Source organism: Vibrio sp. 779(2023) (assembly GCF_033344285.1).
GTDB classification, from domain to species: domain Bacteria; phylum Pseudomonadota; class Gammaproteobacteria; order Enterobacterales; family Vibrionaceae; genus Vibrio; species Vibrio alginolyticus.
This window is the reverse complement of record NZ_JAWPOM010000003.1, coordinates 98889-119243: the sequence shown is the minus strand read 5'-3', so window position 1 is coordinate 119243 and position 20355 is coordinate 98889. Positions and strand designations below refer to the sequence as shown.

17 protein-coding genes are annotated in these 20355 nt (G+C 45.5%); 10 read left to right on the top strand and 7 right to left on the bottom strand.

What is annotated here, in order from left to right:
* Positions 1-154: 154 nt before the first annotated feature.
* The 3 genes from R8O70_RS05620 (at position 155) to R8O70_RS05610 (ending at position 3814) form a co-directional block, all read left to right on the top strand.
* Complete coding sequence (locus R8O70_RS05620) at positions 155-1675, top strand: NAD-dependent succinate-semialdehyde dehydrogenase (RefSeq protein WP_318184081.1); 1521 nt, start codon at positions 155-157, stop codon at positions 1673-1675.
* 41 nt (positions 1676-1716) lie between these two features.
* Positions 1717-3120: an aspartate aminotransferase family protein gene (locus R8O70_RS05615; protein WP_053304591.1), complete on the top strand. Its 1404-nt coding sequence runs from the start codon at positions 1717-1719 to the stop codon at positions 3118-3120.
* Positions 3121-3292: 172 nt separating this feature from the next.
* Positions 3293-3814: a DUF2058 domain-containing protein gene (locus R8O70_RS05610; RefSeq protein WP_033906326.1), complete on the top strand. Its 522-nt coding sequence runs from the start codon at positions 3293-3295 to the stop codon at positions 3812-3814.
* Between the two features lie 92 nt (positions 3815-3906).
* Here the strand turns inward: R8O70_RS05610 and R8O70_RS05605 are convergent, their stop codons facing one another.
* The 3 genes from R8O70_RS05605 to R8O70_RS05595 form a co-directional block, all read right to left on the bottom strand.
* Positions 3907-4521, bottom strand: coding sequence for a LysE family translocator (locus tag R8O70_RS05605; RefSeq protein ID WP_213879755.1), 615 nt, complete (start codon positions 4519-4521; stop codon positions 3907-3909).
* A 77-nt stretch (positions 4522-4598) separates the two neighbouring features.
* The gene (locus tag R8O70_RS05600) at positions 4599-4991 is read right to left on the bottom strand and encodes a ribosome recycling factor family protein (RefSeq protein ID WP_213879753.1); all 393 of its coding nucleotides are present in this window, start codon (positions 4989-4991) and stop codon (positions 4599-4601) included.
* A 19-nt stretch (positions 4992-5010) separates the two neighbouring features.
* Positions 5011-5880, bottom strand: coding sequence for a LysR family transcriptional regulator (locus tag R8O70_RS05595; RefSeq protein WP_053349316.1), 870 nt, complete (start codon positions 5878-5880; stop codon positions 5011-5013).
* Between the two features lie 105 nt (positions 5881-5985).
* Between R8O70_RS05595 and R8O70_RS05590 the strand changes: the two genes are divergently transcribed.
* Together R8O70_RS05590 and ansB are read left to right on the top strand one after the other, a co-directional pair.
* Complete coding sequence (locus R8O70_RS05590) at positions 5986-7242, top strand: adenylosuccinate synthase (protein WP_005373814.1); 1257 nt, start codon at positions 5986-5988, stop codon at positions 7240-7242.
* Between the two features lie 370 nt (positions 7243-7612).
* Positions 7613-8677, top strand: coding sequence for an L-asparaginase 2 (gene ansB / locus R8O70_RS05585; RefSeq protein WP_017633573.1), 1065 nt, complete (start codon positions 7613-7615; stop codon positions 8675-8677).
* A gap of 76 nt (positions 8678-8753) precedes the next feature.
* Here ansB and R8O70_RS05580 read toward each other — a convergent pair whose 3' ends face one another.
* Entirely contained in the window at positions 8754-9590 is an 837-nt protein-coding gene (locus R8O70_RS05580) for a pyruvate, water dikinase regulatory protein (protein ID WP_005373820.1), read from the bottom strand.
* Between the two features lie 251 nt (positions 9591-9841).
* On the opposite strand from R8O70_RS05580, the gene ppsA reads away from it, so the two are divergent.
* From ppsA to tyrS, 4 genes are all read left to right on the top strand, one after another.
* Positions 9842-12214, top strand: coding sequence for a phosphoenolpyruvate synthase (gene ppsA, locus R8O70_RS05575; protein ID WP_318184080.1), 2373 nt, complete (start codon positions 9842-9844; stop codon positions 12212-12214).
* Positions 12215-12384: 170 nt separating this feature from the next.
* On the top strand, positions 12385-13164 hold the full coding sequence (locus R8O70_RS05570) for a hypothetical protein (protein WP_238852355.1): 780 nt from the start codon (positions 12385-12387) through the stop codon (positions 13162-13164).
* Between the two features lie 193 nt (positions 13165-13357).
* Positions 13358-14164, top strand: coding sequence for a response regulator transcription factor (locus R8O70_RS05565; protein ID WP_021707696.1), 807 nt, complete (start codon positions 13358-13360; stop codon positions 14162-14164).
* A gap of 82 nt (positions 14165-14246) precedes the next feature.
* Positions 14247-15506, top strand: coding sequence for a tyrosine--tRNA ligase (gene tyrS / locus R8O70_RS05560; protein ID WP_258645539.1), 1260 nt, complete (start codon positions 14247-14249; stop codon positions 15504-15506).
* Positions 15507-15612: 106 nt separating this feature from the next.
* On the opposite strand, the gene R8O70_RS05555 is transcribed toward tyrS, so the two are convergent.
* Both R8O70_RS05555 and R8O70_RS05550 read right to left on the bottom strand, forming a co-directional pair.
* A complete protein-coding gene (locus tag R8O70_RS05555) occupies positions 15613-16647 on the bottom strand; it encodes an ABC transporter substrate-binding protein (RefSeq protein ID WP_042523267.1) in 1035 nt (344 codons plus the stop codon).
* A 137-nt stretch (positions 16648-16784) separates the two neighbouring features.
* The gene (locus R8O70_RS05550; protein WP_054576155.1) at positions 16785-17150 is read right to left on the bottom strand and encodes a DUF6559 family protein; all 366 of its coding nucleotides are present in this window, start codon (positions 17148-17150) and stop codon (positions 16785-16787) included.
* Positions 17151-17316: 166 nt separating this feature from the next.
* Here R8O70_RS05550 and R8O70_RS05545 point away from each other — a divergent pair, with 166 nt between their 5' ends.
* Complete coding sequence (locus tag R8O70_RS05545; RefSeq protein WP_017819806.1) at positions 17317-17571, top strand: hypothetical protein; 255 nt, start codon at positions 17317-17319, stop codon at positions 17569-17571.
* 101 nt (positions 17572-17672) lie between these two features.
* On the opposite strand, the gene R8O70_RS05540 is transcribed toward R8O70_RS05545, so the two are convergent.
* Complete coding sequence (locus R8O70_RS05540; protein ID WP_258645541.1) at positions 17673-20081, bottom strand: beta-mannosidase; 2409 nt, start codon at positions 20079-20081, stop codon at positions 17673-17675.
* Positions 20082-20355 lie beyond the last annotated feature (274 nt).

Genomic DNA, 20355 nt, shown 5'->3' with positions numbered 1-20355 from the left:
AGGGAAAATGCGTATCAGGCGTGAACAGAAAAAACACCATATTTAACGGCACTAAAAAGAAAGTTCTGACGTTTTAAACCTCGGTATCAGAAATTATTTCGGTCACTTCTCCATTACAGTTTCATTATGGACAACGATGCTGGGAGAAGGACTCATGGCAGCACTGCACAGCTTACACACTGAAGAATTAAAAGCCTCACACGACATGATGGCGATAATGAAAGACGTACGTTTGGTGAGAGGTTTAGCGTACGTGAATGGCAAATGGGTAAGTGGTGATCAATTTCATCCGGTGGATAATCCAGCAGATGGCACGGTCATCGGTTACATCACTAAGCTATCTCAGCAACAACTCTATCAAGCGATTGATGAAGCCGACCAAGCCTTTCGTCAATGGCGAAAAATGCAAGCAGAAGAGCGCGCTGAAATTCTCATGCGTTGGCACGACCTGATTCTAGAATCAAAGCAAGACCTTGCTCATTTGATGGTGATGGAGCAAGGAAAAACACTAGGTGATGCTGTAGGTGAGATTGACTACGGCGCATCCTTTGTTCGTTGGTTTGCCGAAGAAGCACGCCGCTGTTATGGCGAAACCATCCCAAGTCATATTCCGAATGCGCAGCTATCAACGGTGCGCGAGCCAATTGGTGTCGCAGCACTGATTACGCCTTGGAACTTTCCTAATGCCATGATCACACGCAAAGCCGCTGCCGCACTAGCAATAGGCTGTCCGGTGCTCATTAAGCCTGCCAGTGAAACGCCTTTTTCTGCGTTAGCGTTGGCAGAATTAGCAGACCGAGCTGGCTTTCCATCTGGTGTATTTAACGTGATCACTGGCGATGCGGTGATGGTGTCACAAACCTTGTGCCACTCCGATAAAGTCAAAGCGCTCTCGTTCACAGGCTCAACTCGAGTAGGCAAACTGTTGCTACGCGACGCGGCACAAACCGTGAAGAAGTGCAGTATGGAGCTCGGTGGTAACGCCCCTTTCATCGTGCTGCCAGATATGGATGTCGAGCAAGCAGCCAAAGCCGCCGTGGATGCGAAGTTTCAAACCGCAGGACAAGACTGCTTGGCCGCAAACCGTATTTTCGTCCCTGACGATAAGTACGAAGCGTTTTTGGAAGCGTTTGCCAAAGAAATGAGCCACATCGTTTTGGGCAATGGCTTAGACGAAAAAACCACCATGGGACCACTTATTAATCGCACTGCGGTGGATAAAGCGCATGATTTGGTGCGTGACGCGCTCGACAAAGGCGCGCGATTGGTAGCGGGATACCACCAGCCCGTACCAGGCGAAAACTTCTTCGCGCCGACATTGCTAGCCGATGTAACCCCTGAAATGGCGGTGTATCGCGAAGAGAATTTTTGTCCTGTGGCAGGCGTATTGCCTTACCAAGACTTAGATACCGTGATTGAAATGAGCAACGACACTGAATACGGCTTAGCTGCCTATGTTTATGGTCACGATATCCACCAAATTTGGCACTGCATGCGCGGTTTGGAGTTTGGCATGGTGAGCGTGAACTCCGTCAAAATGACAGGGCACCCTATCCCATTCGGCGGCGTGAAACAGTCTGGTCTTGGACGAGAAGGAAGCCGTCACGGATTTGAAGAATACAGCGAAATCAAATACTGCTGCTTAGGCGCTTTACCAACCGTCAGTGGCAGTTGAGACACGAAATATGGATATCCAATTATTCGAGGAGAAGGATCATGAGTAACAAAACCCAACAACTTTTAGAGATCGATCGTCAGAGAGTATTTCATGCCTCAACCCACCTAAAGCAGTATGCGGCCGGGGAGCTTCCGGGAAGAATTATCTCGAGCGGAAGCGGAATACGCATCACCGATTCAGAAGGCATCGAGCTGATAGACGGCTTTGCCGGGTTGTATTGTGTAAACATTGGCTATGGCAGGACCGAAATGGCCGATGCGATTTATGAGCAAGCCAAAGAACTGGCGTACTACCACACGTACGTCGGTCATACGAACGAAGCGCTCGTGACACTGTCAGATCGCATCATCAAAATGGCGCCTGAAGGCATGAGCAAAGTTTACTACGGCATGTCAGGCAGCGACGCGAACGAAACTCAACTTAAGTTGGTATGGTATTACAACAATGCTCGTGGTCTACCAGAGAAGAAAAAAATCATTTCGCGTGACCGCGGCTACCATGGTTCAAGTATCGCGTCCGGTTCAATGACAGGTTTGCCGCTGTTCCACGCCCATTTTGATTTACCACTTGAGCGTATCAAACACACCATCGCGCCATATTATTATCGCCGTGAAGACGAGAGTATGTCTGAGCTCGAATTCTCTCAATATTGCGCAGATCAACTCGAAGCGATGATCTTGGAAGAAGGCCCAGAAACGGTAGCAGCAATGATTGCAGAACCAGTGCTCGGTACTGGCGGTATTGTGCCACCACCAGCAGGGTACTGGCAGGCGATTCGCAAAGTGCTCGACAAATACGATGTGCTCTTGATTGCGGATGAAGTGGTGTGTGGCTTTGGTCGCCTCGGCTCCGATTTTGGCTCACTCCATTACGACATGAAACCAGATCTCATCACGGTAGCGAAAGGGTTAACCTCAGCGTATCAACCGCTGTCTGGCGTGATCGTCGGTGAACGAGTTTGGAGTGTGCTAGAAAACGGCACCGACCAATGGGGCGCTATCGGACACGGTTATACCTACTCTGGTCACCCAATGGGGGCGGCAGCCGCGAACTGCAACCTCGATATCATTGAACGTGAAGGCTTAGTGCAAAACGCGGCCGAAGTCGGCGCTTACTTGCAGCAACGTATGGCAGAGACGTTTAACGATCATCCATTAGTCGGTGATACTCGTGGCGTTGGCTTGTTGCATGCGTTGGAGTTTTCTTCAGACAAGCTTCGCCGAGCACACTTTGATCCAAACTTGAAAGTAGGCCCGCAAATCGCGGCGGCCTGTTTAGAGCAAGGCTTAATCGCTCGCGCTATGCCACATGGTGACATCCTCGGTTTTGCTCCACCGCTTATCGCGAATCGCAACGATATAGACACCATTGTCGACAAAGCGCATCAAGCGGTAAACAAAGTGATGGATAACCTCGTCACATCTAAACAGTGGCAGCCATAACCCACCTAGATTTCAGTAATGCTCGCGGGCTTTGGAGAAGGCCCGCTTTGCACTTTCCATTAAAGAGATAACAAGCCAACCAAACATTTTAGACCCATAAAAAGCACTATTATTTACTACAAGTGGCAATAGTGGGTAAAATGCCCAAAATTGCGCACTAACTGGATAAAACATGGCAAAACTTACCCTTCAAGAACAAATGCTGAAAGCTGGCTTAGTTAATGAAAAGAAACTAAAGAAAGCGAAGAAAGGCTCTAAAAAATCACGCGTTCAAGCACGCGAAGTAAAAGCGGCGGTTGAAGAGAATAAACGCCAACAGTTAGAGCGTGATAAACAATTGAGCGAGCAGCAAAATGCTGAGCGATTAAACAAAGAGATCAAAGCGCAGATCAATCAATTGATTGAGATGAACAAGATCGACTTAAAAGATGGCGACATCAAATACAACTTCACGCACGGTACGCTAGTGAAATCACTTTATGTAGATTCACTTATCCGCGAGCAGTTGATCAAAGGTATTTTGGCAATCGCAATTTTTGGTGAAAGCTATGTTGTCATTCCACGTGGAGTAGCGAATAAAATTGCTCAACGTGATGAGTCCGTCATCATCGAACAAAAAGAACCTGAATCGGACATTCCAGCAGAAGACGATCCATACGCAGATTTCGTCGTGCCTGACGATTTGATGTGGTAACAATAAATAATCGATGCATCAACGAAAAGAGCCGCTGATGTAACATCAGCGGCTCTTTTTATAGAAAAATAATCTACGGAGATGATGTGTTGTTATTGCTTACTTAGTAGCAAATTCGCACCTGATGCGGCTAAAAACAACGAACATCCGCGATTGAAACGTTTCGCCATTTTTGGATTTGAAAACCAGTGCCTCAAGTACAAACCAAAGATGGCATAGATTGAAATGGCGACCATTTCTAATATCAAAAACGTCGAGCCAAGGGCAAAAAACTGCTCTTGAACGTTGGCATTGGCATCAACAAATTGCGGCAAGAATGCAGTAAAAATAAGTATCGCTTTCGGGTTGCCAGCAGCAAGCGTAAATTCTTGCTTCGCAAGTCCTGCGTAATTGCGCGAATTGTCCAAGTCAGAGATCGAGCTGGACTCTGAACGCCAAAGGTTAAACGCAATCCACAGTAGATACAGCGCTCCTACCAACTTTATTGCCAAAAATAGCATTTCTGACGTATACAAAATCACAGCCAGACCTGATGCAGACAACGCAATCATCGCTGAAAAAGCAGCAATTCTGCCTAAACTGGCCGTAAACGCGGCCCTAAAGCCGTAACAACGCGCATTATTCATTGCCAATAAATTGTTTGGGCCTGGAGCCATATTTAGAGCGAAGCAAGCAGGAATAAAAAGGAGAAGCTGCCAAATATCCATAATAAAATGGTCTTAGTGAGTGATTTTGATCGGTACCCTAACATCTGTTAATAAAGTGAGTAAACCACAAACCGATCTTAAAGCAACTCAGCATCAAATCGTGCCGTGCGAGCTTGAACTAACGTGCAGTTCGTTTCAGCCATCAGCTCCGCTAAGGTGATGTTTGGGTTTTGTCTCACCAAACGTACCAACTTCACGTCCAAAGGTTCCAATTTGTCTTGGTGAGCAAGTAGAGCTTGTTCGATTTTGTTGATCGCAAATCGCATCGTCTCTGCTTCTTCGTTTTTGAGATGCTCTAAAAACGCTTTTACATCCAAAGCCTCGCCTGAGATTTGCCAGTGACGAGATCGTCTAATTCGCTTAAGATCGCACTGTTTTTCTGCTGCGAGTGTTTTCGCTCGCCTGGCATGGTCGCCCCCAATACGGTGAATCAAGGATGGGAGCGAAATCGTAATCTTCGTCTCTTTCATGGCCTTTTCTTTCATCGTCTTAGCCCTCAACCACCGACACATTCTCGCCAACCCAAGCCAACAACTGTTTTGCCGCTTTAGATAACACCTGATTTTGACGCACGATGTAGCCGAAATCAGTGTTTGGAAAACTTGGCAAAGGCGTAACTTCTCGAGAAAGCTTTAATCTCGGATCGAGCGAAAAATCCGGCACAATAGCAGTCCCAAACCCCGCTTCCGCCCAGTCGATTTGTGCTTCCACACTGCCCACTTCCATCACGCGATGCTTAGGCAGATTTAGCTCAGGTAAAGACGCATCAATCAGCTCTCGGGTTCGAGTATCGTGCCCTAGCAGGATCAGCGTCTGGCTCTCTTTTCGATTGTCTTGCCACTCAAAAATGTTATCGCCAAACGCACACCAGTGAATCTGCGTGAGAGGCGTAAAATGCAGCGGTTGACTCTCTTTTTGTGCGATAACAAAGCCGATATCGGCACGCGCACTTTTCACCAAATCCACCGCTTGAGAAGATGTGGTATTGAACAATGCCAAGTCGATCCCCGGATATTCACTTTTGAATTGCTGAAATGGTTTGATAAGCAGTAAACGTGAAACAATATCGCTCGCCGCAATAGAAAGCGTCCCCTGCGTAAGATCGTTGATGGCATTGAGATCCGACTGACAAATTTGCAGCTCATTGAGCATCCGCTGCGCCGTAGCTAACAAACGCTTCCCCGCTTGCGTCAAATGCACAGGATTTCGCTCAATCAATTTCGTGCGCGTGGCTTGCTCCAACTGCTTGATATGCAAACTTACGTTCGGCTGTGTCATGTGGAGTTCCATCGCTGTTTTACCAAAGTGTTTTACCTCTGCAAGAGTTACGAAGGTTCGCAGCCAGTTCAAATCTAACATTGCCAATTCCGATATGAGATTCTTATCAAGTTAATGAGTATAATTAATTTCTCTTATTATGGCGAACACCTTAAGATTTTTGCATCTGTTTTTGGAGATTAAATTATGTCGTCTATCGTTGTTGTGGGTGCAAACTGGGGTGATGAAGGCAAAGGCCGCATCGTTGACTTTTTGGCAGAGCAAGCTTCTGCGAGCATTCGTTTCCAAGGTGGTAACAACGCGGGTCACACCGTGGTTAACGATCTAGGTACGTTTAAGCTGCACCAGCTACCAAGTGGCGTATTCAACCCAGACTGTTTGGCAGTGTTAGGTCCGGGTATGGTTATCAGCCCTGCGTTGCTGTCTCAGGAGATTGCGGAAGTTGAAGAAGCAGGCGTAAAAGTGAATATGTGCATCTCAGATCGCGCAACACTGTGTCTACCTCTACACGCACTAGAAGATACGCTAGAAGAACAACGTTTAGGCGACAAAGCATACGGTTCAACTCGTCAAGGTATTGCACCTGCGTACGGTGACCGCGTAATGAAGAAAGGCATCCTAGTTGGTTGGTTGAAGCAACCAGAAGTATTGGTTGAACGCCTTCAATTCATGATGGATTGGAAACTGCCGCAACTGCGTGCACTTTACCCGACGTTCGAGTTTGAACAAACTGCTGAAGAACTGGCGAACTGGCTGCTAGAAGTCTCTGCACCTTGGCGCGATTCAATTTGCAACGTAACGCTTCCTCTAAAAGAACTACAAGCGAAAGACAAAACTCTATTGTTCGAAGCGCAGCTTGGCGCGGGTCGTGACCTTGTTTACGGTGAGTACCCTTGGACAACATCTTCTAACGTTGTATCAATGTACGCGGGTATCGGTAGTGGCCTTCCGGCACTTCGTCCTGAACGCGTTATTGCGGTTGCAAAAGCCTTCAGCTCATCAGTGGGTACTGGTACGTTGATCACTGCAATGGAAGAGCAAGACGCTTTCCGCGAACTTGCTGGCGAGTTCGGTGCAACTACGGGTCGTCCACGCGACATGGGCTACTTCGACGCAGTCGCTACGAAGAATGGCGTTGAACTGCAAGCCGCAACTGAAATTGCACTAACGAAAGTAGACTGTTTGACTGGCCTTAACGATCTGAAAATCTGTGTTGGCTACGAAGGCGACCACAGCGAAAACCCAATCTGGCCTCAAACTGCCTCTCTTGCGCCAATCTACGAGAAGATGGAAAGCTGGAGCGAGGACATCACAGGTTGTCGTAAGTTTGAAGAGCTTCCAGTAGCAGCACAGAAATACGTTCTACGCATTGAGGAACTCATGGGCGTACCAGTAAAAATGGTGTCTGTGGGTCCTGGTCGTGAACAAATGATTATGCGATAAGATGTGAATTAACACATCATTGGCAAGCGGCTTTTATCTGTTCCGGGGTAAAGCCGCTTTTTTTTACACTGTAAACTTTGGAAAATTACACGGCTAAATTCATATTTAGTAACCTCATCACGAGACTCCTACCGCCTTTATTTATAAATCAATAAATTATAGGGCTTAACACGTTGTGCACGTTACTAGCACATCTCACTTGTTAAAGAAGCACGTCAATTAGGTTAACTGGTTGATTTGATATTCTTTAAGTGATTAGTTGATCACGATCTTCATCTGCAATTTGTTGAACTAGTACTCAAAAAATCTAACCCGCTGTTTTTAGGATAGATGAGTTCCCCAACATCCAACCTAACAGCAGGTGATTCCCATGACGAAAAATCTTTTCCGCCTCAGTACGATAACCCTTGGTTTGTGCCTTAGTTCTTTGTCTTTCGCGCAATCCGATCTTCCGAACATTAAAATTCTTGCCACTGGCGGCACCATAGCAGGCGCAGGTCAATCTGCAACAGAGTCAAACTACACAGCAGGTAAAGTCGGCGTTGAATCATTGATTTCTGCGGTGCCGAGTATGACCAACATTGCCGATATTTCTGGAGAGCAAGTGGTCAGTATCGGTTCACAAGATATGAATGATGAAGTGTGGCTAAAATTATCGAAAAGAGTTAATGAGCTACTCGCTCAAGATGATGTTGACGGCATCGTCATTACTCATGGTACGGATACGTTAGAGGAAACCGCTTACTTCCTTGATCTGACCGTCAAGAGCAAAAAGCCTGTCGTGATCGTCGGTGCAATGCGTCCTTCCACCGCAATGAGTGCTGATGGACCAGTCAACTTATACAATGCAGTCGTAACAGCCACCGATGAAGATTCAGAAGGACGTGGCGTGCTAGTCGCAATGAATGACACGATTTTCGATGCGCGAGATGTGACAAAAACCAATACAACCTCCGTCAGCACTTTCCAGTCACCCAACTTTGGTGCTATCGGCTACATTCATAATAGCGATGCTAAATATCAACGAAGCCCAGAGCGTAAACATACGACAGAAACCCCATTCGATGTATCAAAGCTTACTAAGTTGCCTAAGGTCGGTATTGTTTATAACTATGCAAATGCCTCCAATTTGCCAGTGAAAGCCTTTGTGGATGCGAAGTTTGACGGCATCGTAAGTGCTGGTGTCGGTAATGGTAACTTGTACCACACTGTGTTTGATGAGCTAGAGAAAGCGAGTAAAGATGGCGTTATTGTTGTAAGAAGCTCCCGAACGCCTAGCGGCTCAACCACTTTGGATGCTGAAATTGATGACGAAAAATACGGCTTTGTTGCCGCTGGTACATTGAACCCACAAAAAGCACGTATCTTACTGATGCTGTCACTGACTCAGACCAAAAACTATCAAGACATCCAAAAGATGTTCCAATACTATTAATTCTGTCTAAGGTTCATTCGATAGAGGAGGTACACACCTTACCTCCTCTTACACATAGCGACATGAGCGTCTCTTGTTAGCCAAACAAGCGACGCTTCATTCCTGCTTTTTCCAGAATACGCGTAGTAATTTCCTCAACAGACAGAGAGGACGTATTGATATATGGGATCGCCTCTCTTCTAAACAACGCCTCAACAGTGTCTAGCTCCAGCTTGCACTGCTCTGTGCTAGCGTAATCACTTCCAGACAAACGATTTTCACGGATTTCAGTCAAGCGCTCGGGATCGATAGTCAGCCCAAACAACTTATGACGATGGATCTCAAACTCAGGCAACAAACGCATCATCTTCACATCTTCCGCAATGAACGGATAGTTCACAACACGTAAACCAAATTGCATCGCCATGTACAAGCTAGTCGGCGTTTTTCCGCTGCGCGATACTCCCAGCAGGATAATATCGGCTTGTTCCAACCCTTTTAGCGTGATGCCATCATCATGCGCCAATGTGTATTCAATAGCCGCAATACGGTCAAAATAGGTGTCGGAATCTTTCCCCACACTGCGAGAACGCTGCAACTTAGGCTTTGGTGCCATCTGAATGTCGTCTTGCACTTTCTGCACAATACTCTCCAACACATCGTAACTGTATGCCGGCGCTTCAAGCAGCATTTCACGTACTTCTGGAACGACAATTGAGAAAAAGACCAGAGGTTTGACGCCATTGCGCTGGTAGGAAGTTTCAATTTCTTTGACTACGTCAGTAGCTTTGTCCTGGCTTTCTACAAACGGAAAGGTTTTTTCGTTAGGAATGAACGGAAATTGACCGAGAACAACATGCCCTAATGTCTCACATGTTATCGCCGTACCGTCAGAAACATAGAACACATCACGACTTTGGTTATTTATTTGCATTTCTGTTTAATTTTTCAAAATCTTTTGAGTAGGATGGTACACATAATATTAATAAATCAGTTTGGCTTTCAGTTAGGTTCACCACAGCTTTAAAAATTCTTTTGAATTTTTTTCAGCCAGAACGTAATCGTTTGCCTTTGATATCAATCTGAATGAAGCAATGTATGGTCAACGTGTAATAACAGCCAACATGCGATTGTTTAGATCGATTTAAGTCCCCCTACTAAGCTGCAATGTTTCTGGAGAAAGACATGCAAAAGAACACCCTCTGGTTCAATGGCCTATCCATGGATGATGTCGACAAAGTCGGCGGTAAGAATGCTTCACTTGGCGAAATGGTATCTAACCTAGCAAACGCAGGCGTTTCTGTACCAAATGGTTTTGCGACAACCTCATACGCGTTTAACCAATTCCTTGACCACGAAGGTTTGGATGAGCGTATTCACCAATTACTCGATGAACTAGACGTTGAAGATGTAGAAGCTCTGCGTAAGACAGGTGCAAACATTCGTCAATGGGTATTAGAGGCCCCTTTCCCTGCGGACCTTGAACAAGAAATTCGTGAAAATTACCAAGAACTGATCGAAGGCAATCCTGAGCTTTCAGTCGCAGTTCGTTCATCTGCTACGGCAGAAGACCTACCTGATGCTTCTTTTGCTGGTCAGCAAGAAACGTTTTTGAACGTGAAAGGCATCGACGCAGTACTAGAAGCAACTAAGCACGTTTACGCTTCTCTATTTAACGACCGTGCGATTTCTTACCGCGTTCACCAAGAGTTCGACCACCGTGGCATCTCGCTATCTGCGGGTATCCAACGTATGGTGCGTTCAGATAAAGCCTCATCGGGTGTTATGTTTACACTAGACACTGAATCGGGTTTCGACCAAGTTGTCTTCATCACCTCTTCATGGGGTCTAGGCGAGATGGTCGTTCAAGGTGCAGTAAACCCTGACGAGTTCTACGTTCACAAGCCAATGCTTGAAGCCGGCGAACACCCAATCGTTAAGAAAACATTTGGTTCTAAGTTGATCAAAATGATCTACTCAGATAACCAAGAAATCGGCAAACAAGTTGATATCGTTGATACTTCTGATGAAGAGCGCAACACGTTCTCATTGAACGACGACGAGATCAAAGAGCTCGCAAAACAAGCAATGATCATCGAAAAGCACTATCAGCGTCCAATGGACATTGAATGGGCAAAAGATGGCATTGATGGCAAGCTGTACATTGTTCAAGCGCGTCCTGAAACCGTATGTTCACAAACGGAACAAAACGTGATTGAGCGCTACGAGCTACAAAACAAAGCGGATGTTTTGGTTGAAGGTCGTGCAATCGGTCAGCGCATCGGTAAAGGCGTGGTTCGCTTGGTTGACTCTCTGGACCAAATGTCTTTAGTCCAAGAAGGTGACGTGCTAGTTACAGACATGACTGACCCAGATTGGGAACCAGTGATGAAAAAAGCATCTGCAATCGTAACCAACCGTGGTGGCCGTACTTGCCACGCTGCCATCATCGCTCGTGAGCTTGGTATTCCTGCAATCGTTGGCTGTGGCGATGCGACAAGCAAGTTAACCGATGGCACAACCGTGACCGTATCTTGTTCAGAAGGTGAAACGGGCTACGTTTACCAAGGTGAACTTGAGTTTGACGTAAAACGCTCTTCTGTTGATGAACTGCCACTGCTACCAACAAAAGTGATGATGAACGTGGGTAACCCTGATCGCGCGTTTGACTTCGCACAAATTCCAAATGAAGGTGTTGGTCTTGCTCGTCTTGAATTCATCATCAATAAGATGATTGGTATCCACCCGAAAGCATTACTTAACTTTGATGCACAAAGCGATGAGCTAAAAGCAGAAATCACTCAGCGTATTCGTGGTTACAAAGATCCTATCGATTTCTACGTAAGCAAGCTGACAGAAGGTATCGCAACCATTGCTGCGGCATTTTGGCCGAAACGTGTTATTGTTCGTATGTCTGACTTTAAGTCTAACGAATACAGCAACTTGGTTGGCGGTAAAGCCTACGAACCGCATGAAGAAAACCCAATGCTTGGCTTCCGTGGCGCGTCTCGTTACATTTCTCCAGTGTTTGAAGACTGCTTCGAGCTAGAAACTCAAGCAATCAAACGCGTTCGTAACGAAATGGGTCTGAAAAACGTTGAAATCATGATCCCATTTGTGCGTACACCAAGCGAAGCAGCATCAGTGATTGATTTGCTAGCGAAGTTTGATCTGCGCCGTGGCGATCAGGGTCTTAAAGTCATCATGATGTGCGAACTGCCATCCAACGCGGTCCTTGCCGATGAGTTCTTGAAGTACTTTGATGGCTTCTCGATTGGCTCAAACGACATGACTCAGCTAACGCTTGGACTTGATCGTGACTCTGGCGATGTTGCACATCTATTTGATGAGCGCAACCCAGCGGTTAAGGTGATGCTTCAGATGGCGATTGACGCGGCAACAAAAGCAGGCAAATACGTTGGTATTTGTGGTCAAGGCCCATCAGACCACGACGACCTAGCGGAATGGCTAATGGATCAAGGAATTAGCTCTGTATCACTAAACCCAGATACGGTTATCGATACTTGGTTAAAACTCGGTAAAGTTAGCAGCAAGTAACACACGATAAACTCTAGCCCTCACACTCCACTTGTGAGGGCTTTGTTATTCACACGTCATTTCACAATCAGTTCGTGATTCCTCTCTCAAGTTCGCCATTTAGTCAATTTCATTATCAAAGTCTGATGACCTAAAATGAATGGTATATCGATAACTCCAGAGAGAATTTGATGAAAAAGCCTATCGCACTCCTTACTACATTGATGCTCCTGGCATCCCCTGCTTATGCCGATTGGGATGAAATTTCCAATAAAATGTCTGAGCTTGGCGACGCAGTTTCTGATACTGCACAAGATGCTTGGGACGACACCAAAGCGTTTTCAAAACAAGCGTGGCAAGATTTCACGAACTGGTCCGAGGAAGCGATCAATACCGCAGGCGAATGGACAGAAGCCAGCATCGAGAAAAGCAAAGAATGGATAGATGCTGCCGACAAAAAAATTGATGAGCTGATGGAAGGCGATACGCCAGAAGAAGCTCGCCAAGCCGTGGACTTAATGGCAGATAGCGCTTTGCTCAAGTTATTTAATGAAAAGCCGGAGGCAAAAGCTATTTACGACAACGCGTACGGCTACGCGGTCTTTGATTCTCGTAAATTATCTTTGCTGTTTCACACCAACTCAGGGTCAGGAGTCGCAGTGAATAAGGAAACAGAAGAACGCACTTATATGAATATGTTTGGTTTGGGCGTTGCACTTGGGGCTGGCGGCAAATTTTACCAACAAGTGGTTCTGTTTGACAGCAAAGAAGACTTTGATACGTTCGTCAACGAAGGATGGGAGGCCACAAGTGAAGCCTCTGCTGTTGCGGGCGAAGATTCAGAGCAACTTTCAAAACAATTTAACAGCGGCGTCGCCGTCTATCAGTTGAACGCTAAAGGTTTGCTCATCGATGCTAACGTGTCTGGTTCTAAATATTGGGTTAACGAAGAGCTCACTAACTCGCAGTAATGCATAGCAACTAATCGCTTAAATAAAACCGTTGTTATGCACCCTTATCAATAAGTTAACGGGGATATGATTCCTCAAAACTGAGCACTTACGCAACTTTCTCTATGGAAGTCACCAGAAGATGGCGACTTCCCTTTCTCGTTGGATTGCTTTTGGTTATGCTTGCGCAAAACCACCTGCAATTCGGTATCCCATGCCTGACAATAACTTTAATAATCTGCTAGCAGAAGCAATTTCTGCTCTTAACACGCCTAACTTTACTCCTAAACTTATGCGTGTCATTCGCACTCTTTTTCATTTTGATTGCGCAGTTATTTTAGGTTACCGAGAAGGTAAACATCCTATTTATCTCTACGACTCAATTGAGAACGAGCGAGAGTTACTTTTTCAACGCTACCTTACTGACTCATTTCAAAATGACCCTTTTTTTCTCAAACTAAACGAGACAAAGCAACAAGGCGTATTTACGCTCAAAGACGTGGCGCGTAAAGGCGTTGACTTCACCTCATACTGCGAGCAGTTCTATCATCAAACAGGGTGGAAAGACGAACTTAGCATGCTAGTCGAAGTTGAATCTGGCCGTTGGGTCATGCTGTACTTCGGATATATGACTGATGGAAAATACTTTTCTCAGCAACAAATCAATAAGCTAAAGCCCTATTTCCCGATAATTCAGTCGCTTTGTCAGCAGCATTGGAAACAAACGGAATTTACCTTTTCTGAGCCTGTTTTTGCACAGAGTGCTTATTCTGGCAGTATGCGATTAGCCATTGAGCAAGCTTTAGCAACGTTTGGCGTAGAATCACTCACCCGTCGCGAACAAGAGGTGGCTTCGCTTCTCGCTCAAGGGTTTGACACCAAAGAAATTGCCGCGCGGTTACACTTAGTTCAAGGCACGGTCAAAAATCATCGAAAGCGAATTTACTCGCAATTAAATGTGTCTTCATTGAGTGAGTTATTCCAGCTTTTCCTCAATCACCTCATTCTCCATTCAAGATAAAAAACTGTCCCTTAAGGGATATATCGAGAAAAGGTGTCGCGTTTTAGTCTGAATGTAACAACCACTAAAACAGACAAAAAGAATGACGACACCATTACTGCAAGATTTACAAGATCGCGGCTTGATTGCACAAGCCAGCGATTTGGAAGAAATTCAGACACTTCTCTCACAGCCACAAACCGTTTACTGCGGCTTCGATCCTACAGCTGGCAGCTTACATATCGGCCACCTCGTGCCTTTGATTATGCTTAAGCGCTTTCAAGATGCCGGACACCAAGCTGTTGCCTTGATTGGCGGTGCAACGGGCATGATTGGCGACCCAAGCTTTAAAGCGACTGAGCGCAGTCTGAACTCAGAGGAAATCGTCTCAGGCTGGGTTAACGATCTTTCTAATCAAATTCAGCAGTTGATGAATCACCAACTGGCCAAGCCGATGATCATGGTAAACAACGCTGACTGGATGAAAGCGATCAATGTGATCGACTTCTTCCGCGATGTGGGTAAGCACTTCTCAATCAATACTATGGTCAACCGAGAATCGGTAAAACAACGCCTGCAACGACCTGACCAAGGTATCTCCTTCACCGAATTTAGCTACGCCCTACTGCAATCGTACGATTTTGCCGAGCTAAACCGTCGATACGGTTGCCGTTTGCAAATCGGTGGCAATGACCAATGGGGAAACATCGTCAGCGGGATCGATTTAACTCGCCGTCAAAATGGTGAGCAAGTATTTGGCTTAACTCTGCCGCTGATCACCAAATCCGATGGCACCAAATTTGGCAAAACCGAAGGCGGTGCAGTATGGCTAGATCCTAGCAAAACCTCTCCTTACGCGTTCTACCAGTTCTGGCTTGGCGCAGAAGACGCCGACGTTTACCACTTCTTGCGTTACTACACATTCTTGAGCTGCGAAGAAATTGCCAGCATTGAAGCGCAAGACCAAGCAAGCCAAGGTAAGCCACAAGCACAACGTATTCTCGCTGAAGAAATGACGCGATTTGTTCATGGCGAAGAAGGCCTAGCCAGTGCCGAGCGTATCACTCAAGCTTTATTCAGCGGTAATGTGCAACAACTGAGTTTGGGTGAATTAAAACAGTTGGAGTTGGATGGTTTACCAAGCATTGAGAGCACACAACAAGATTTGGTTGAGCTGTTGATTGAGTCGGGCTTAGCAAGTTCGAAGCGTGTTGCACGCGAACACATCAGCAACAACGCCATCAGTGTAAACGGTGAAAAAGTGTCAGCTGATAACCCAAGTTTGAGCTTCCCACTGTTTGATCAATATTGGTTACTGCAACGCGGTAAAAAGCACTTCTGCCTCGTGAAGCGTGCCGCGTAGTAACACTCGTAGTACAAAGCACATAAAAAATTCCCCTCACCGCTTTCGTGATGAGGGGAATTCAAATTTGAACGATTTTAAGCCTAACAATAGGCAAAGGCGTTGCTTATTGCGTTCTTAAACGTTGCCAGTACTTTTCGTAAATCGCTAACGTTTCTGCGCCAACATCATTAATAAACTCGCCTTTTTTCATGTCTTCTGATGAAGGGAAAATAGTACGGTTATTTTTCAACTCTTCTGGCAATTTGTCACGCCCAGCGTTCGTTGCCGACGCATAACCCAAACTGGTCACGATTTCCGCTTGGTTCTCTGATTGGTACATGAAGTTAATAAATTTATGCGCCAATGCTTTGTTTTTACTGCCAGACGGAATAGTGAAGTTGTCCATCCACAATACCGCGCCCTCTTCCGGCATCACGAACTTCAGCTCAGGCATTTCAACCTGTCCTTGGAATGCGTTGCCGTTCCATTGCATGCCGACCGATGTTTCACCGGACACGTAAGGGACTTGCGGCGCATCTGAGTTGTACAGTAATACGTTGTTTTTCAGCGCGACTAGAGAATCAAAAGCCTGCTCGATTTCTGCTTCGTCTTTTGTGTTCACGCTATGGCCATTTTTCTTCAGCGCCATACCGAACACATCGCGAACGTCATCAATCAGCATGACTTGTTGTTCGTATTGAGACTCCCATAAGTCTGCCCATTTGGTCACTGGTTGCTCAACCATGGATTCGTTGTAGCTGATCCCGGTAATGCCCCAAATATAAGGCAGCGAGTAATCATTTTTAGGATCGTGCGCTTGGCCAAGTAAACCGTCCATTGTGTCTTGCATGTTTGGCACTTGAGCGTGATCTATTTTCGAAAGCAGCCCTTCTCGCCCCATTTTTTCAATGAAGTACGCAGAAGCAAAAACCACATCGTAGCCAGAACCTTTTAGCAATTTTAGCTTGGTATACATTGATTCATTATTCTCAAAAGTCGAATAATTAATCGTAATACCTTCTTGTTTTTCAAACGCTTTTAACGATGCTTCCGGCAAATAGCCACCCCATGCATAAACGTTCAACGTTTTGCTATCTGCATGAGCAAACATGCTGAGCACAAGAGCACTCAGCCCCAATCCTTTGATGATTAATTTCATGGTATGCAATCCAACCAGTCCAGCGACGCGCTGGGATTCGGGTGCATAATTAGGTAATTGTTACCCAATTGAAAGAAAATTTAATTAATCTTTAACAGCAAAAATATTTATCGAATTTATAAAATTAACGCATGTTTTTAATAGCGACTGTGCATACCAAAATGATGAGACATTCCATCTTCCATTCGACCGCCTTTCCAGCCACCAGAGCCGAGTAAATTAAGCACATCTTGAGCGGTATAATCGGCACCAGAAAAGAAATCATGCGCCACGTCTGAGCGTATTGCTTGCAATTCTGGTTGGTTTTCCAAATCAAGATCTTGCGGATTCGCATACAACGCCAACGCAATTTTTTGTTGGCACGCGCTTAAGCTTAACTCGCTGGTGCTCGTCTTTACCTGACCAACCGAAAAGTACTCACGACTGCCGTATCCCACTATCAATCTGGTACTCATTAGCTTAATCACTTTCTTAATGCGGCGACGTTGTATAAATCTCAACATGTTTTGTTATTCCTGTATTAAGTTGGCTATGTCGTATTCTTTTGTTCGAATTAAAACACTCTGTTTTATCCGCGAAATTTCTCTAGCGCTTTTCGCGATGATCGGTTGTATAATACGATCCTGAAATATTTTGTTACGTTACCTCGGTAACCCCTGAGACTGCAACATGAACAACAGCAGATGGGTCGGCTTTATAGGCGGCACGATTGTCTTACTTAGTACCTTTATCCTCTTCGGATCTTCCGTCCACTCTGCTTGGTACCGAATCCCTGCGGAAGCCATTCATGGTATCGCCTTCACTCTGGCTTTTGGTTTAGGGTTAAACAGCCTGCTGGCGTACGCGACGGCAGTGATTACTCTTGCTGCACTATTCTACATTGGCTTTGTCGTTAGCTATCGGGTCCATCAGAAACTTAAATAAACTTCTGTCTCAACCTGAGCTTAATAACGGATACTTAATAACTAAAAAGGGAGCAAATGCTCCCTTTTTAGTTATCAGCATATAGATGTTCTATGCCCGCTTTAATCATTAAGGTGGTATACCCTCAACGACTGCTGCATACCTGAAACATCATCACCTAAATACTCAACCGTCATTGGAACATTGACCAACAGAGTAAAACTAGAGTCACTGAACCTTCCATCAGCATCACTCTCCAAATGAACAAAAAACGCAGGCTTATCCGCAATCAAAGTAATTTGCCTCCCTTCAATAGAGACACCAATATTGGCTTTCGCTATCGGCAAGGTTTTTAGCTCGTGAGTACTAAACCATGTGTTACTTATTCTGTCTTCACCGATTTGCGCTTCAACATAGAAGAAGCCTGACGTAAGTTCATCCTTCTCGATCAATTCATCCAACTGCCACAAAATCGTATTGCTGTCTGCTATGACTGTTTGTTCTAAGCTCCAACATTGCTTTTCTTCCCCTTGCCAATCTACCCACTTGAGCAATGCGTTGACGCTTGCGGACTCTTTGGCATCATTGAGCAAATGTAGGCTCAACTCGCCTGTATGCTCGGAAAATACCAAATACTGCGGCGCAAAAAAGCGTTTTGCATGGTAGTGCAACTGCTTCCATCGACCACTGTATTCCAAACTAGACCAAGAACTGACAGGCCAATTGTCGTTGAGTTGCCAGTACAGCATGCCGCGACAAACTGGAGAAATGGCACGCCAATGATCGCATGCAGTTTTGATCGCGATTGCCTGCTGAACTTGACTTAAATACAGCATGCTCTCAAATCCAGAGGGAAAACGAAAATAGCGCGTGAACATCTCTGTAATAATACTATGACCTCGAGGGTTCTTCTGATGTTGTTCGAAAGTTGGGGATGTAATATTCCAGTCTTGCTCAGGGACAAACCGCTTAACTTCAGCAAAAGATGGCCAAGATTGAAAACCAAACTCAGAGCAAAAACGAGGATTCACGTCAAGGTAGGCACTGAATGATTTTCCTGAATGCCAAACGTCCCAAAAGTGCATATCGCCTTTACTATCATCATGCCACGCATCACCGAAATCCAGTTCACCATTACATGGGGAACTTGGCCAGAAACGGCGAGTGCTATCTTGCTCGGTAATCTCCTTCTCAATCATGCGGTTGAGGCGATCGTAGTTAACCGTGTATTTGACTTTGCTGCGCTTAGATTCGTCATACCAACCAATAGCTCCAATCACTTCATTGTCACCACACCAAAGTGCGATTGATGGGTGCTTCTTAAGCCTCGGGATTTGGAATCTAAGTTCTTCTTCTACGTCTTTTAAAAACTCGTCGTTTGATGGGTACAACGAGCAGGCGAACATCATGTCTTGCCACACCAACAAGCCAAGTTCATCACAAAGGTTATAAAAGGTTTCACTCTCGTACTGACCACCGCCCCATACGCGAATCATGTTCATGTTGGCGTCAACCGCACTTTGCAAAAGGTTGCGATAACGTGTTTCGTACTCTCGCCCCGGCATTGCGTCAATAGGGATCCAGTTGGCACCTTTAGCATTAATCGGTACGCCATTGACGATAAATTCCATTGCAGAGCCGTGCTCATCAGCTTGGTTATTTAGGGTTAACTGACGCAAACCAATGTTGTGCGTTAACTTTTGCTCTCTGCAAGAAATGGTAATGGGATAGAGATACGCTTCGCCATAACCCGATGGCCACCAGCGTTGAGGCTCCAAAATGTGGAACTGGCAATGATAGTGACCACTTCCTTTTGTTTGAATACATTGACGCTCACCATTAAATTCAACCATCATTTCATGGCGTTGACTGTCCGTTTCCACTTCAACTACTACATCAAGAAACACACTCCCATCGGCTTGCCATTGCTGCTCTGTCGAGAAGCCTTTGAGCCAAAGCTCATTCACAATGTCGATTTGAATGGGGTCGTAAATACCCGATACCATCAAGCAAATGCCCCAGTCCCATCCGGAATGGCATTGTGTTTTGCGGATCAAGTTCATGTGTGGAATTTGGTTGTTGCCCATTGCCGATGGAATAGGAAATGGCAGTTTTTTTGCTCTTGCGATACCTTCTAAATCCGCCCGAGCAAACTCAACCCGAATCGTGTTAGTGCCTTGCTTTAAATGCGGTTTAATATCCACACGTTGCTGGGTAAACATGTTGCTGCAAGTTAGTGCTAGCTCACCATTAACATAGAAGGTTGCCAATGTATCGACACGAGTTAGCGTCATCCAAATTTGCTTGGCAGACAACGTAAACGCGTCGACGTCAAACTCACGTGAGATATGCCACTCACACTCTTCAGTCCATCGAACTTTGTTTTCATTATCGGCAAAATAAGGATCTGGAATCTGCTCTGCTTGTAAAAGCGCCGACACATTATCGCCCGGAATAAACATTGGAATTTCAAGATTGGGGCGCTGTGGCGAGGTAAGCATCCACTGCCCGTTAAGTTCGAAGTGAGCCATCGAGTTAAACCTTAGCTTGGGAAAAACATGTTTTCTCAATGTAATCCTGATAATCCCATGCAAAAACAAGGGAAATGTTAATTACATACGAAATGCGGTGCATTTCACGTAAAAACTCTTTCTTTTGATCTCTACCCAAAAATCAGCAACTTGGCTAACCTGTTAAAAATTAATCGAAATCTAAGGTTATATTTGCAACTTCGACATGTTAACATCATCGGCTTTTTGAACATCCTCACACTTTTCGTTGAAACGATGTGAGGGGAAATGCACG

What these genes read in the sequence shown, in the direction of transcription:
- R8O70_RS05605 (WP_213879755.1), bottom strand. Translation starts at nt 4,521, where the DNA reads ATGGATATTTGGCAGCTTCTCCTTTTTATTCCTGCTTGCTTCGCTCTA.
- ansB (WP_017633573.1), top strand. Translation starts at nt 7,613, where the DNA reads ATGACGAAAAATCTTTTCCGCCTCAGTACGATAACCCTTGGTTTGTGC.
- R8O70_RS05600 (WP_213879753.1), bottom strand. Translation starts at nt 4,991, where the DNA reads ATGAAAGAGACGAAGATTACGATTTCGCTCCCATCCTTGATTCACCGT.
- R8O70_RS05595 (WP_053349316.1), bottom strand. Translation starts at nt 5,880, where the DNA reads ATGTTAGATTTGAACTGGCTGCGAACCTTCGTAACTCTTGCAGAGGTA.
- R8O70_RS05610 (WP_033906326.1), top strand. Translation starts at nt 3,293, where the DNA reads ATGGCAAAACTTACCCTTCAAGAACAAATGCTGAAAGCTGGCTTAGTT.
- R8O70_RS05615 (WP_053304591.1), top strand. Translation starts at nt 1,717, where the DNA reads ATGAGTAACAAAACCCAACAACTTTTAGAGATCGATCGTCAGAGAGTA.
- R8O70_RS05545 (WP_017819806.1), top strand. Translation starts at nt 17,317, where the DNA reads ATGAACAACAGCAGATGGGTCGGCTTTATAGGCGGCACGATTGTCTTA.
- R8O70_RS05590 (WP_005373814.1), top strand. Translation starts at nt 5,986, where the DNA reads ATGTCGTCTATCGTTGTTGTGGGTGCAAACTGGGGTGATGAAGGCAAA.
- R8O70_RS05565 (WP_021707696.1), top strand. Translation starts at nt 13,358, where the DNA reads ATGCCTGACAATAACTTTAATAATCTGCTAGCAGAAGCAATTTCTGCT.
- R8O70_RS05555 (WP_042523267.1), bottom strand. Translation starts at nt 16,647, where the DNA reads ATGAAATTAATCATCAAAGGATTGGGGCTGAGTGCTCTTGTGCTCAGC.
- tyrS (WP_258645539.1), top strand. Translation starts at nt 14,247, where the DNA reads ATGACGACACCATTACTGCAAGATTTACAAGATCGCGGCTTGATTGCA.
- ppsA (WP_318184080.1), top strand. Translation starts at nt 9,842, where the DNA reads ATGCAAAAGAACACCCTCTGGTTCAATGGCCTATCCATGGATGATGTC.
- R8O70_RS05540 (WP_258645541.1), bottom strand. Translation starts at nt 20,081, where the DNA reads ATGGCTCACTTCGAACTTAACGGGCAGTGGATGCTTACCTCGCCACAG.
- R8O70_RS05580 (WP_005373820.1), bottom strand. Translation starts at nt 9,590, where the DNA reads ATGCAAATAAATAACCAAAGTCGTGATGTGTTCTATGTTTCTGACGGT.
- R8O70_RS05570 (WP_238852355.1), top strand. Translation starts at nt 12,385, where the DNA reads ATGAAAAAGCCTATCGCACTCCTTACTACATTGATGCTCCTGGCATCC.
- R8O70_RS05550 (WP_054576155.1), bottom strand. Translation starts at nt 17,150, where the DNA reads ATGTTGAGATTTATACAACGTCGCCGCATTAAGAAAGTGATTAAGCTA.
- R8O70_RS05620 (WP_318184081.1), top strand. Translation starts at nt 155, where the DNA reads ATGGCAGCACTGCACAGCTTACACACTGAAGAATTAAAAGCCTCACAC.